Raw genomic sequence first — 12,566 nt, forward strand, 5'->3', positions numbered from 1 at the left:
CGGCGGTCCCGGGCCGCGGCAGGGCGCGGCCGTCGGTCCCGCGCCCGTCGGGGCGGTCGCCGCGGTCGGACGAGAAGCGCGCGCTCGCCGGCCCGTTGGCGGGCGGCGCCCAGCGGCGGTTGCCGGCGCGCTCGTCCTCGCTGATCGAGCGCGTCAGCCGCAAGCTCTCGGCCTTCGGCAGGTAGGGGCCGTGGCGGTAGAGCTCCTCGTAGCGGTCGACCAGATCCGGGCGGGCGTCCTTCAGCCACTCCAGGAAGACCTGGCGCGTGCTGCCGCGCAGGTGCAGGCCGATCCCCCGCACGGCGACCGCGCCGGCCGCGCTGCAGGCGGCCAGCAGCGCCTCGACCTGGGCCGCGGAGTCGTTGATCCCGGGCATCAGCGGCGCGGCGAGCACCGCCGTCGGGATCCCGACCCGGTTCAGCTCGGCGACCGCGGCCAGCCGGGTCCGCGGGTGCGGCGTGTGCGGCTCGGTCGAGCGCCAGGCCCGCTCGTCGAGGCTCGGGACCGAGAGCGCCGCCTCGAACCCGGCCGCGTCGCGGACCTGGAGCATCAGGTCGAGGTCGCGCAGCAGCAGCGGCGACTTCGTCAGCACCGACGCCGGGACGCGGGCGTCGCGCAGCGCCTCCCAGACGCCGGGCAGCAGCCGATAGCGCGACTCGACCCACTGATAGGGATCGGTGTTCGTCCCCAGCGCGACCATCTCCGCCGCGGCCGGCGTCCGCGCCCGCCGCGCCAGGTCGCCCCGCAGCCGCTCCGGGGCGTTGACCTTGACGACGATCTCGCGCTCGAAGTCGCGGCCGGCGTCGAAGTCGAGGTACTCGTGGGTCGGGCGGGCGAGGCAGTACGTGCACGCATGGCTGCAGCCTCGGTACGGGTTCACCGTCCACGCGAACGGCATCGAGGATCGTGCGGGGACGCGGTTGAGGACGGTCTTCGCCCGGACCTCGTAGAAGCGCATGTCGAGCGCCTCGGGCGCGTCGAAGCGACGCACCACCGCCGGGTCGCGCATCCCCGGAAGGGCGCGCGTCTCCTCGTCGCCGTCGAGCTTCAGGTCGTCCCACCGCATGCGAACACATGTTCGCATCGATCGTGGACGTCGTGGAACCGGATCGGGTGGGACGTCCGTCCAGGGCGCGTGCGGATGCGTACGGTGCCCGCGTATCGTCGGGTGGGTGCGCTCGCTTCCGTTCGCCCGCCGTGCCCGCCGCCTGCTCGTCGCCGGCGCCTGCCTGGCCGCCGTCGCCGGCGGTCCGGCGGTCGCTCCCGCGGCCGCGGACGACCTGACCCTGGTCAAGACGGTCAATCTGCACGCCCAGCGGCTGGAGCCGCGGGCCAAGACCCTCAGCACCGCGCTCCAGCGCTACGGCAAGGCGCCGACCGATCGCGCCCGTGCCGATCGGGCGTCGCGGGCGGCGGGCGCCGTCCGCCGCGAGGTCGACTCGTTCCGCGCGGCGCTGCGCTACGACCGCTCCAACTCGGCCGAGGGCCGGGCGCTGAGGACGTCGCTGCTGCGCGCCCTGTGGGACATCCGCTCGGGCACCGGGACGCTGGAGTCCGGCCTCGCCCGGGTCGCGCGGCGGGCGGCGAGCCTCGCGACGCTGCGCTCGCTGCAGGCCGCCCAGAAGACCCTCGAGCGCGGCCTGCGCAACGGCGAGAAGGCCGTTCGCCGGATCCTCGCCGCGACCTGAGCCGCCACCGCCCTCACGTGCCGGTCGCCCGGCGACCGGCACGTCGCATCCGGCGCGCCGGCACGCCGGCGCCGGCGCCTACGCCGCCAGCGGGTTGAACCCGGCCGGCAGCTCCAGCCGGTGCGCCCGCATGAAGCCCTCGTCGGCGAGGATCTCGCGGGTCGGGCCGTCGGCGACGACCTGGCCGGCGTCGAAGACGATCGAGCGCGGGCACAGTTCGAGCGCGTAGGGCAGGTCGTGGGTGACGAGGACCGTCGTCGTCGGCAGCCGCCGGATCACGTCCGCGAGCTCGCGCCGGGCCGCGGGGTCGAGGTTCGACGACGGCTCGTCGAGCACCATCAGGTCGGGCTCCATCGCCAGCACCCCGGCGACCGCGGCCCGCCGCCGCTGGCCCATCGACAGCTGGTGCGGGGCGACCTCGCGCAGCTCCTCGAGGTCGAACGTCCGCAGCGCCTCGGTGACCCGGTCCTCCAGCGCCGCGCCGGTCAGGCCGAGGTTGGCGGGGCCGAAGGCGACGTCGCTCTCGATCGAGGGCATGAACAGCTGGTCGTCGGGATCCTGGAAGACGATCCCGACCCGCTTGCGCAGCTCGCGGGCGGTCCGCTTCGTCAGCAGCGTGCCGGCGATCTCGACCTCGCCCTGCTGCGGCTGGAGGACGCCGTTGAGGTGCAGCAGCAGCGTGGTCTTGCCGGCGCCGTTGGGGCCGAGCAGCGCGACCCGCTCGCCGTCGCGGATCGTCAGGTCGACGCCGGTCAGCGCCTCGGAGCCGTCGGGGTAGGCGAAGTGCAGATCGCGGACGGCGACCATCACGCGCGCGTCGCCGGCCGCCGATCCCCCGGGCCCGGCGGTCGGCAGGCCGGAGCGGACCCGGCCGCGGTCGCCGGCCCGCCCCTCGTCGGCGAGCGCCAGCGCCGGCGCCTTCTGGGGCGCGCGGGTCGCCCGGCGGTTGCGTCGCCGTCCCGCGGCGGGGGCGTCGCCGTGGGGAGTCAGCGAGATCGGCAGCCCGACCTTCTCGTCGTAGCCCGGCAGCGTGACCCGGTAGACGCAGAGGTCGCAGTTCATCCGCACGTCGCCCTGGAAGCCCTCGCGGTAGCGGTCCAGCGCGACCCGCGCCAGTCGCCGGTCGGCGCCCAGGTGGGGCCCGCCGCGGACGGTCAGCTCGGGGTGCTCCTGGGCCCAGGCGGCCGCCTGCTCGTAGATCCGGTGCAGCAGGACGCCGGTGAAGAGGAAGAAGGGGACGACGGCGATCGTGGTCGCGCCGAGCCGGCGGCAGCGCTCGAGCGCGTCGGGCACCCGCGGCTCGGCGACCGAGACCCAGGCCGGCTCGACGATCGGCAGGCCGCGACGGTCGCTCAGCAGCCGCGCGACCTTGGCCAGGTCGCCGGAGGCGTCGGGGTCGCTCGATCCGCGGCCGACCAGCACCACGCCGGAGCTCGCCGGCGGCGCGTCGCCGAGGGTCGCGGCGATCCGGTCCTCGGCGACCTCGAGCACCCGCGGCTCGATCCCCAGGTCGCGCGCCATGTGGAATCGCACGCCGGGGTGGCGGATGCGGGCCCGGGCCAGCGTCGCCGGGCCGTCGTTCTTCAGGTGCCCGGCGGCCAGCAGCACGATCGGGACGGAGACGATCTCGGTCGCGCCGTCGGCGACCAGGCGGTCGATCGCCGCGTCGGCGGAGGGCTCGGCCAGCTCGATGAACCCGCCGGCGTGGTGCAGCTCCGGGTCCAGCTCGCCGACGAAGCGGACGAGGTCCCAGAACTCCTCGACGTGGTCCGCGTCGCGCGAGCCGTGACCGACCAGGACCAGCGACGGCCGGTCGGGCGAGGGGTGGCCGGCCGTGCCGGCACGGGCGTCGGATCGGCGGATCGCCACCGGCAGAGGGTAGCCCCCCGGTCCCGAGGGGCGGCGCCCGAGCGCGGTCCGGGCCGGCGGCGGGACGCCCGCGGCGCCCATCGCCCGATCGCGGCTTGACCTTGACCCTGCGTCAGGGCTCGACGATGTCGCCATGACGACAACGACCCCCACGCCGCCGGCGGTCTCGGTCGCTCGCCTGGCCAAGGCCTACGGCGATCACGAGGTCCTGCGCGGCGTCGACCTCGAGGTCCCCGCGGGAACCGTCTACGCGCTGCTGGGCCCGAACGGGGCCGGCAAGACCACGATGGTCCGGATCCTCTCGACGCTGCTCCCGGCCGACGCGGGGGACGCGCGCGTCGGCGGGCACGACGTCCGCCAGGACCCCGACGGCGTGCGCTCCTCGATCGGCGTCACCGGCCAGTTCTCGGCGGTCGACGAGCTGCTGACCGGCCGCGAGAACCTGCGGATGATGGCCGACCTCGGGCACCTCGACCGGGACCGGGCGACGGAGGTCGTCGACGAGCTGCTGCGACGGTTCGACCTCGTCGACGCCGCCGATCGACGCGCGGCGAGCTACTCGGGCGGCATGAAGCGGCGGCTCGACCTGGCGATGACGCTCGTCCACGGCCCGCGGCTGATCTTCCTCGACGAGCCGACCGCCGGGCTGGATCCCCGCAGCCGGCGCGAGCTGTGGCAGATCGTCCGCGAGCTGGTGGCCGGCGGCGTGACCGTCTTCCTGACCACCCAGTACCTGGACGAGGCGGACCAGCTCGCGGACCGGATCGGCGTCCTGCACGGCGGCCGGCTCGTCGCCGAGGGCACCTCCGCCCAGCTCAAGCGGCTGGTCCCGGGCGGCCAGGTCGAGCTGCAGGTGGCCGACGCCGCCGCCCTCGACCGGCTCGCCGAGCGGATCCCGCAGGGGGTCGCCGACGCCGAGACCCTGACGCTGGCCGTGCCGAGCGACGGCCGGCCGGCCGCCGTCCGGCGGCTGCTGGAGGCGGTTCCCGAGGACGCCGTCACCGCGATCGCGCTGCGGACGCCCGATCTCGACGACGTCTTCCTCGCCCTCACCCGTCCGACGACGGGCGACGCCGAGCGGGCGGAGGTGGCGGCATGAGCTACGCCGTCCGCGACTCCCTGACGATGCTGCGCCGCCAGCTGCGGCACATGGCGCGCTATCCCTCGCTGACCCTGATGCTGATCGGGCAGCCGCTCGTGTTCCTGCTGCTGTTCGTCTACGTCTTCGGCGGCACGATGGGCGCCGGCCTGCCCGGGGTCTCCGCGGGCGACCGCGGCGACTACCTCGACTTCATCACCCCGGGGATCGTGCTGATGGCCGTCGTCAGCGTGTCGCTCGGCACGGCGATCGCGGTCGCCACCGACATGACCGGCGGGATCATCGATCGCTTCCGGACGATGGCGATCGCACGGGTCTCGGTGCTCACCGGCCACGTGCTCGGCGCCCTGATCCAGACCGCGGTCGCCGTGGTCGTCGTCGTGGCCGTCGCGCTGGCGCTCGGGTTCGGCCCGGGCGCGTCGCCCGGCGACTGGCTGGCCACGGCCGGCCTGCTGGCGCTGCTGTCGCTCGCGCTCACCTGGCTGACGATCGCGATCGGCCTGGTCAGCCCGAACGTCGAGACGGCGAGCAACCTGCCGATGCCGCTGATGCTGCTGCCGCTGGTCGGCAGCGGCTTCGTCCCGACCGAGACGATGCCGGACGGCCTGCGGTGGTTCGCCGAGAACCAGCCGTTCACGCCGGTGATCGACGCGCTGCGCGGGCTGCTCGACGGCAGCCCGGATGGCGGCACGGTGCTGCTGGCCGTCGCGTGGTGCGTGGCGATCGGGCTCGCCGGCTACCTCTGGTCCCGTCGCCTCTACCGCCGCCGTGCGGCAGGCTGAGCCCGTGCTCACGATCGGCCAGCTCGCCTCCTACGCCGGCGTCACGATCCGCGCGGTGCGCCACTACCACGCCAAGGGCCTGCTGGCCGAGCCGGAGCGGGACCGCTCCGGCTACCGGCGCTACGACGCCGCGGCGGTGATCGAGTTGATCCGGATCCGCACGCTGGCCGACGCCGGCGTGCCGCTGTCGCGGGTCAAGCAGCTGCTGGAGGCCGACGAGGAGGAGTTCGCCACCGCGGTCGCCGAGATCGATCAGCGGATCCGGGCCGAGATCCGCGAGCGGCAGCAGCACCGCCGGCGGATCGCGCGGCTCGCCGCCGGCGACAGCCTGGCCCTGCCGCCGGTGGTGGTCGGCTACCTGCAGCGCCTGCGCGAGCTCGGCGTCCACCGGCGGGTGCTCGAGCTCGAGCGCGACGGCTGGATCCTGGTGTCGGCCCACTACCCGGACCAGATCGAGGAGTGGATCGCGGGCAAGACCGCCGACCTCGAGGATCCGGAGTTCCAGGACCTCTACCGGAGCATCTCGGCCTGCATCGATGCCGCGCCCGACGACCCCCGGCTCGAGGCGCTGGCCGACCGCCTGGCGCGGATCCTGGATCGCGCCGAGGCGGAGACCGAGGAGCAGCTCGACGGGCCGCTGGCCGCGCTCGTCGACGCCGTGACGGTCGAGATGACGCCGGCCTGGCACCGGCTCGAGGAGCTGATGGAGGAGCGCGGCTTCGTCGGCTGGAACCAGCTGGAGCGCGTCGACCCGGCCGGGTGATCGCCGCGGCCGGGGGCGGACGGCTCGCGAGCCTCAGCCGACCCGCGCCGCCACGGCGATCGACGCGGCCAGCGCCGCCACCAGCAGCGTCCCGAGCCACTCGACCCGCGTCGCCGGCGTCGTCAGCAGGCCCGGCGGGGTCCCGCCGTCCCAGCCGCGGCTGATCATCGCCAGCTGGACCCGCTCGCCGCGCTCGAAGCTGCGGACGAGCAGGGTGCCGGAGGACCGCAGGACGGCGCGGGCCTGCCACAGGAAGCGCGGGTCGTCGCCGCGGGCGATGCGGGCGATCCGCATCCGGCCGAGCTCGCCGAGCACGACCTCGACGTAGCGGATCGTGAAGCCGGCGATCGCGGTCAGGACGCGGGGGGCGTGGAGCCGCTCGAACCCGGCCAGGATCGCCGCCGGCGGGGTGCAGGCGGCGACGACGGCGGTCGCCAGCAGCACCAGCGTCGCCTTCGAGACGATCGCCCACGCGGTCCACAGGCCCTCGACCGCCATCGGGATCCCGAGCACGTCGGTGCGGTCGCCCTGGGTGACGAACGGCAGCAGCAGCACGAAGAGCACGAACGGGATCTCGATCACCAGCCGCTTGGCCAGGTCCAGCGGCGGCACCCGGGCGACGGTCGCCGCCGCCAGCACGATCCCCAGGTGCAGCGCGTACGGCCAGACGACGTGGGTCGGGGTCAGGGCGACTGCGACCGCGAACAGCACCAGCGCCGCCACCTTGCACTGCGGCGGCAGCCGGTGCAGCGGCGTGTCGAGGCCGAGCAGCTCCTCGTTGCCGCCGTGCGCGGCGCCGCTCACCGGGAGCGTGCGGTCGAGGGCGGCGGCATCGCCCCGCAGAGTAGCGTGGGGCCCGCTCCGGTCCCGCCGGGGCGGCCACGCGAGCGACGAGAGGACCGCGGTGCGACACGTCTCGATCATCGGCATCGGCGCCGGCGACCCGGAGCAGGTGACGGTGCAGGCGATCAGGGCGATGAACGCGGTCGACGTGTTCTTCGTGATCAGCAAGGGCGGCGACACCGACGACCTCGTCGCGCTCCGCCGCGAGATCCTCCAGCGCTACGTCGAGGGCGACGGGTACCGGACGGTCGAGGTCGTCGATCCCCCGCGAGCCCGGTCCGCGGACGCCCACCGCGCCGTCGTCGACGACTGGCGCCAGCGCCGCGCCGACCAGTGGGAGCGGCTGATCGGCGACGAGCTGGCGGACGGTCAGCGCGGCGCCTTCCTGGTCTGGGGCGACCCGGCGATCTACGACAGCACGCTCGGGGTGATCGACGACGTCCTCGCCCGCGGCAACGTCGCCTTCGAGCACGACGTGATCCCCGGCATCAGCAGCGTCCAGGACCTCGCCGCGCGCCACCGGATCGGCCTCAACCAGGTCGGCGGGACGATCCGGATCACGCCCGGGCGGCGGTTGGCCGAGCAGTTCGCCGACGGCGAGGACGTCGTGGTGATGCTCGACGCCAAGCTCGCCTTCGCGCGGATCGACGACCCCGACGCCGAGATCTACTGGGGCGCCTACATCGGCAGCCCCGACCAGATCCTGATCTCCGGCCGGCTGGCCGACGTCAAGGACGAGATCGTGCGGGTGCGGGCGCAGGCGCGCGAGCGCAAGGGCTGGATCTTCGACACCTACCTGGTGCGGCGGCCGGCGGGCGGGTAGGGCGGCCGATTCCCGCGTCGCGTACCCGCCCTGGGCCGGTCGCTCGCTCAGGCCCGCAGCTTGTAGCCGCTCCGGAAGAGCCGCAGGTTGAGCAGGAACAGCGCGCTGGTGACCGCGGTCAGCAGGATCAGCGAGAGCGCGACGTTGACCTCGGAGTAGCCCAGGAACCCGTACCGGACCAGGCCGATCATGTAGTAGATCGGGTTGAAGTGGGTCAGGGTCGAGAACGGCTCCGGCAGTAGCGTCGCCGAGTAGAAGACGCCGCCGAGGAAGATCAGCGGCTGGAGGATGAACGTCTGGGCGAACGCGACGTCGTCGAACTGCTCGGCCCGGATCCCGACCAGCACCCCGAGCTGGGCGAAGAACATCCCGACCAGGAACAGCGCCGGGATCAGCACCAGCACGTGCTCGACCGGCAGGTCGGTGAGGACCGACGCGGCCAGGAACGTGAGGCTGGCGATCAGCATCCCGCGCAGGAACCCGCCGAGCGAGAAGGCCAGCAGCAGCTCGGCCGGCGAGGCGGGCGAGGAGAGCTGGTCGTCGATCGCGCGCTGGAACTTCTGCTGCAGGATCGAGGAGGAGTTGTTCGAGAAGGCGTTGATCGCCCACGCCATCAGGATCAGGCCGGGCACGATGAAGACGACGTAGTCGATCCCGTGCAGCTTGTCGATCCGCGAGCCGAGGGCGGCGCCGAAGACCGAGATGTAGAGGAACGTCTCCAGCAGTGGGGCGCCGATCGTCTGGCGCTTGATCTTGAGGAAGCGGTTGACCTCGCGCCGCAGCAGCGTGAAGAACCGGATCTGGGCGGCGCTCACGAGGTCGCCTCGCCGCTGTCGCCGGCCAGGATCCCGCGCGAGAGCTCCTTGCGCCCGACCAGCTCCAGGTAGGCGTCCTCGAGGCTCGCGACCCCGTACTGGGCGGCCAGCGCGTCGCTGGTGCCCTCGGCCACGATCCGCCCGTCGTTGATGAAGGCCATCCGATCGCAGAGCTGCTCGGCCTCCTCCAGGTAGTGCGTCGTCAGCAGGATCGTCGTCCCCTCCTGGTTGATCCGCTGGACGTAGTGCCACAGCTCCAGCCGCAGCTCGACGTCGACGCCGGCGGTCGGCTCGTCGAGGATCAGCAGCTTCGGGCGGTGCATCAGCGCGCGGGCCAGGATCAACCGCCGCTTCATGCCGCCCGACAGCGTGCGGGTGCGGTCGTTGCGCTTGGCCGTCAGGGAGAAGGCGTCGAGCAGCTCGGCGATCCGCTCCTTGCGCTCCTTCCGCCGCATCCCGAAGTAGCCGCCGTGGTAGTCGAGCGTCTCCTCGAGGGTCAGGAACCAGTCGATGTTGAGGTCCTGCGGCGCCAGGCCGACCGCGATCCGCGCCTGCTCGTAGTGGTCGACGGCGTCGTGGCCGAAGATCCGGATCGAGCCGGACGTCGGCCGGGCGAGGCCGGTGGCGCAGTGGATCAGCGTCGACTTGCCGGCGCCGTTGGGGCCCAGCAGGCCGAAGAACTCGCCGGGCTGGATCTCGAGCGAGACGCCGCGCAGGGCCTCGGTGCCGGTCGGGTAGCGCTTGGTCAGGTCGCTGACCTGGAGCGCGGTCACGCCCGGGCCTCGGTCGGGCCGGGAGCAGCAGGTGGGGTGAGGGCAGGGAACCGCATCGGATGGATGATGGCGGTTCGAGTGCGCTTGAAGTCAAGGCGCGCGTCGGTTCGGGGACCGCGCCACCGCCGCCCGGCCTCGAAGAGGCACGTCAGGCGGGGCGTACCGTCGGTCCATGAGCTCGATGGACTGGTCGGCGCAGGGCGGCAGCGGCCCGGCCGTGTACGAGGACTTCCTGGTGCCGGGGATGTTCACGCCGTTCGGGCAGCGCCTGGTCGCCGACGCGGGCATCGGCCCCGGCGATCGCGTGCTCGACATCGCCTGCGGGACGGGCGCGGTCAGCCGGGCGGCCGCGGCCGCCGCCGGCCCGGACGGCCAGGTGACCGGCGTCGACCTGGGCGCTCCGATGGTCGCGGTCGCGCGCGCCCAGACCGCTCCGGACGGCGCCGCGCCGATCGACTACCGGGTCGGGCCGGCCGACGCGCTCCCGGTCGCCGACGGCGCCTTCGACGTCGCGACCTGCCACCACGGCCTCCAGTTCTTCCCGGACCGGGCGGCCGCGCTGCGCGAGCTCCGCCGCGCGCTGGCCCCGGGCGGGAGGGTCGCGATCGCCTGCTGGGGCCCGATCGACGGGAACGCGGGCTTCGACGCGCTGGCCGAGGCCCTGGGTCGCCACGTCGGCGGCGAGGCCGGGGAGATGATGCGCTCGCCGTTCGTGCTCGACCGCGTGGCGCTCGAGGCGCTGCTGCGCGACGCCGGGTTCGCGCAGGTCTCGTCGGACGAGGTGACGATGACGGCCCGCTTCTCGTCGCGGAGCGCGTTCGGCTCGCGCACCGTGAGCGCCGGACCGATCGCGCCGCTCTTCGCGGCGGCGCCCGACGCGGCGCGCGCCGCGGTCGACGCCGACGTCGCCGCGGCGCTCGAGCCGTTCGCGGTCGACGGGGGCGTGGCCTTCCCGGTCACGTCGCACGTCGCGTTCGCCGTGGCGCCGGCCGGCTGAGTCGCGTCAGCGCGCACCGCTGGCGATCGGCGGGCCGACCACCGTCGTCTGCGGGTAGTCGGCGAGCGCCCAGGCCGGCGGCTGCTCGCCGCCGATCTGGGCGGCGAGCCGGGCGAAGTAGCGCTCGAAGCCGCCCGGGGTGCAGGCGATCAGGTAGCGGGCGGGAGCGGGCGGCGACGGTCGCGTCGGCGGGCGAGGGCTGACGGGCCGGCGTTGCGCGGGCGGCGATGGTCGAGCCGCCGGGCGGGGCTGATCGGTGCCGCAGCGGCTGCCGCTTGCCGGCTGGCGGGCGCGGCGGGGCGATACGGGTCCCGCAGGATCGCCGTCTCGCCGGCCACCTCACCGCGAGGCGGCGATCGGACGCCTCCAGGACGGCGAATCGCAGTGTCGCCATGCGGACGACGCCGAGACCGCGATCGGCCAGGGTTCCTAGGGCGCTTCGGGGGTGCCCGCCGCCGGCCCGCCGTCCGCCGCCGGCCCGCCATCGCCCTCCCGGTACCGCGCCGGGCTGCCGAGCCGCCGGTAGCGGTGGCCGTAGGTCGGCCGGTAGACGTGGGAGCGTCGCTCCTGCTCGTCGTCGCGCAGCCCGGGGCCGAGCACGATCAGCGCCTGGGTGGTGATCCTCTCGGCCTTGAGGGTGGCGGCCAGCTCGTCGAGGCGGCAGCGGATGATCCGCTCGTCCGGCCACGAGACCCGGTAGCCGATCGCGGTCGGCGTGTCCGGCGCGTAGCCGCCCTCGAGCAGGTCGGCCTGCAGCTCGCGGGGGCGCCGGACCGACAGGTACAGGGCCATCGTCGCGCCGTGGCGGGCGAAGTCGACCAGCTGCTCGTTGTCGGGCATCGGCACCCGCACCGCCCGGCGGGTGAGGATCAGCGACTGGGCGACCTCGGGCACGGTCAGCTCCTGGCCGAGGGCCGCGGCCATCGCCGACAGCGAGCCGACGCCGGGGACGATCTCGTACGCCAGGTCCATCCGCCGGCAGGCGTTGATCTGCTCGTGCAGCGTCGCGTAGAGCGACGGGTCGCCGGACTGCAGCCGGCAGACCGTCAGCCCCTCGAGCTTCGCGCGCGAGAAGAGCGCGATCACGTCCTCGAGCGTGTGGTCGTCGCTGGTCAGGACCTCGGCGTCCGGACGCGCGTGCTCCATCACCTCCGGCGGCACCAGGCTGCGCGGCCAGACCACCACGTCGGCCTGGCCCAGCACGCGGGCGCCCCGCAGCGTCAGCAGGTCCGCCGCGCCCGGGCCGGCGCCGACGAAGATCACGCGGCCGGCGGCGGGCTCGCCGCCGGCGGGGGTCGGGACCGGTCCGTCGCTCACCGCGGGCTCCCGCTCGCCGCCGCCACGAAGCGGCTGGCGCGGGCGGCGTTCCAGGGCACGACGACCAGGCTGGCGTGGAGGCCGGGAGCGGCCCAGCCCTCGTGCCGGCGGCCGATCGTCCAGGCCGGTGCCTCGCCGGCGCCGACGTCGAGCGCGACGGCCGCCGACGGCTGGCCGACCCGCTTCTCGCCGATCGCGTGCAGCGGCCCGTCGGTCGCCGCCATCAGCTCGACCGGGCCCGGGACGCCGCCGGGGCCGGGACCGGCGACGGCCGGCAGCAGGTCGCACATCGGGTGGCCGTCGAGGCTGGTGGCCAGGTAGGCGACGCCGGCGCCCTCGGCGACGATCGGAGCGCCGGCCCGGTGCAGCGCCACGACCGCGTCACGCAGGGACGCGTTCGCGCCGAGGGCGGCAGCATGGGCGACGGGCGCGCCGTCGCCGAGGATCAGGGCGCCGGTCCCGGCCGGCAGCGCGTGGTCGGACACCAGGTCGACCGGGGCGACGGCCGCGCCGACGGCAGTCAGGGCGTCGCGCAGGGCCCGTGAGGGCTCGAGCAGCGCCGGGCCGCCCGCGACCGCGACCACGGGACGCGGGATCATCGACCGGCTCCGACCGCCGGGCGCGTCCCGCGCGGCTCCCCGGCCAGCGGCTCGCCGGTCAGGACGCCGACCGGCAGCAGCCGCGCGCCCGCGTGCTCGGCGATCCGCCGGCTGAGGCCGAGGCGCACGCGCCCCTGCTCGCTGTCGAAGACGACGACGCCGTCCGCGATCCGCCCCAGCCGCTCGACGTCGTCGCCG

At 74.9% G+C, this 12,566-nt stretch carries 14 protein-coding genes and 1 pseudogene; 6 read left to right on the top strand and 9 right to left on the bottom strand.

The annotated features are described in order from the left end of the window. On the bottom strand, positions 1-1,066 hold a 1,066-nt coding region (locus PAI11_RS03750; protein WP_040598159.1), incomplete at its 3' end, for a radical SAM protein. A gap of 106 nt (positions 1,067-1,172) precedes the next feature. On the opposite strand from PAI11_RS03750, the gene PAI11_RS03755 reads away from it, so the two are divergent. Then, positions 1,173-1,688 carry a hypothetical protein gene (locus PAI11_RS03755; protein ID WP_007571007.1) on the top strand — a complete coding sequence of 172 codons (516 nt, stop codon included), beginning with the start codon at positions 1,173-1,175 and terminating at the stop codon, positions 1,686-1,688. A 78-nt stretch (positions 1,689-1,766) separates the two neighbouring features. Here PAI11_RS03755 and PAI11_RS28420 read toward each other — a convergent pair whose 3' ends face one another. Together PAI11_RS28420 and PAI11_RS28425 are read right to left on the bottom strand one after the other, a co-directional pair. Continuing rightward, complete coding sequence (locus PAI11_RS28420; protein ID WP_040598169.1) at positions 1,767-2,495, bottom strand: energy-coupling factor ABC transporter ATP-binding protein; 729 nt, start codon at positions 2,493-2,495, stop codon at positions 1,767-1,769. Between the two features lie 306 nt (positions 2,496-2,801). After that, positions 2,802-3,692, bottom strand: a pseudogene (locus PAI11_RS28425) (sirohydrochlorin chelatase); the annotation flags it as partial. On the opposite strand from PAI11_RS28425, the gene PAI11_RS03765 reads away from it, so the two are divergent. From PAI11_RS03765 to PAI11_RS03775, 3 genes are read left to right on the top strand one after another with little or no spacing between them, the layout of a single operon-like run. Further along, the gene (locus tag PAI11_RS03765; RefSeq protein WP_007571012.1) at positions 3,691-4,656 is read left to right on the top strand and encodes a daunorubicin resistance protein DrrA family ABC transporter ATP-binding protein; all 966 of its coding nucleotides are present in this window, start codon (positions 3,691-3,693) and stop codon (positions 4,654-4,656) included. The pseudogene PAI11_RS28425 and the gene PAI11_RS03765 overlap by 2 nt on opposite strands. Further along, the gene (locus PAI11_RS03770; RefSeq protein ID WP_007571014.1) at positions 4,653-5,438 is read left to right on the top strand and encodes an ABC transporter permease; all 786 of its coding nucleotides are present in this window, start codon (positions 4,653-4,655) and stop codon (positions 5,436-5,438) included. The genes PAI11_RS03765 and PAI11_RS03770 overlap by 4 nt, the downstream gene beginning before the upstream one ends. 4 nt (positions 5,439-5,442) lie before the next feature. Beyond that, on the top strand, positions 5,443-6,201 hold the full coding sequence (locus PAI11_RS03775) for a MerR family transcriptional regulator (protein WP_040598162.1): 759 nt from the start codon (positions 5,443-5,445) through the stop codon (positions 6,199-6,201). A 33-nt stretch (positions 6,202-6,234) separates the two neighbouring features. Here the strand turns inward: PAI11_RS03775 and cbiQ are convergent, their stop codons facing one another. Continuing rightward, a complete protein-coding gene (gene cbiQ, locus PAI11_RS03780; RefSeq protein WP_007571017.1) occupies positions 6,235-7,005 on the bottom strand; it encodes a cobalt ECF transporter T component CbiQ in 771 nt (256 codons plus the stop codon). 100 nt (positions 7,006-7,105) lie between these two features. On the opposite strand from cbiQ, the gene cobF reads away from it, so the two are divergent. Continuing rightward, positions 7,106-7,867: a precorrin-6A synthase (deacetylating) gene (cobF, locus tag PAI11_RS03785; protein WP_007571020.1), complete on the top strand. Its 762-nt coding sequence runs from the start codon at positions 7,106-7,108 to the stop codon at positions 7,865-7,867. A 47-nt stretch (positions 7,868-7,914) separates the two neighbouring features. Here cobF and PAI11_RS03790 read toward each other — a convergent pair whose 3' ends face one another. Further along, complete coding sequence (locus PAI11_RS03790; RefSeq protein ID WP_007571022.1) at positions 7,915-8,682, bottom strand: ABC transporter permease; 768 nt, start codon at positions 8,680-8,682, stop codon at positions 7,915-7,917. Beyond that, the gene (locus tag PAI11_RS03795; RefSeq protein WP_007571024.1) at positions 8,679-9,455 is read right to left on the bottom strand and encodes an ABC transporter ATP-binding protein; all 777 of its coding nucleotides are present in this window, start codon (positions 9,453-9,455) and stop codon (positions 8,679-8,681) included. The genes PAI11_RS03790 and PAI11_RS03795 overlap by 4 nt, the downstream gene beginning before the upstream one ends. Positions 9,456-9,627: 172 nt before the next feature. Here PAI11_RS03795 and PAI11_RS03800 point away from each other — a divergent pair, with 172 nt between their 5' ends. Next, complete coding sequence (locus PAI11_RS03800; protein WP_007571026.1) at positions 9,628-10,452, top strand: class I SAM-dependent methyltransferase; 825 nt, start codon at positions 9,628-9,630, stop codon at positions 10,450-10,452. Between the two features lie 429 nt (positions 10,453-10,881). Here PAI11_RS03800 and cobM read toward each other — a convergent pair whose 3' ends face one another. From cobM to PAI11_RS26780, 3 genes are all read right to left on the bottom strand, one after another. Then, positions 10,882-11,769: a precorrin-4 C(11)-methyltransferase gene (gene cobM / locus PAI11_RS03805; RefSeq protein ID WP_007571029.1), complete on the bottom strand. Its 888-nt coding sequence runs from the start codon at positions 11,767-11,769 to the stop codon at positions 10,882-10,884. Next, entirely contained in the window at positions 11,766-12,368 is a 603-nt protein-coding gene (locus PAI11_RS03810; protein ID WP_138974082.1) for a type 1 glutamine amidotransferase family protein, read from the bottom strand. The genes cobM and PAI11_RS03810 overlap by 4 nt, the downstream gene beginning before the upstream one ends. Then, positions 12,365-12,566: hypothetical protein (locus PAI11_RS26780; protein ID WP_040598166.1), on the bottom strand; the 202-nt coding region annotated here is incomplete at its 5' end. The genes PAI11_RS26780 and PAI11_RS03810, both read right to left, overlap by 4 nt.

Origin of the sequence: Patulibacter medicamentivorans, from assembly GCF_000240225.1 — a bacterium.
GTDB classification, from domain to species: Bacteria; Actinomycetota; Thermoleophilia; order Solirubrobacterales; family Solirubrobacteraceae; genus Patulibacter; species Patulibacter medicamentivorans.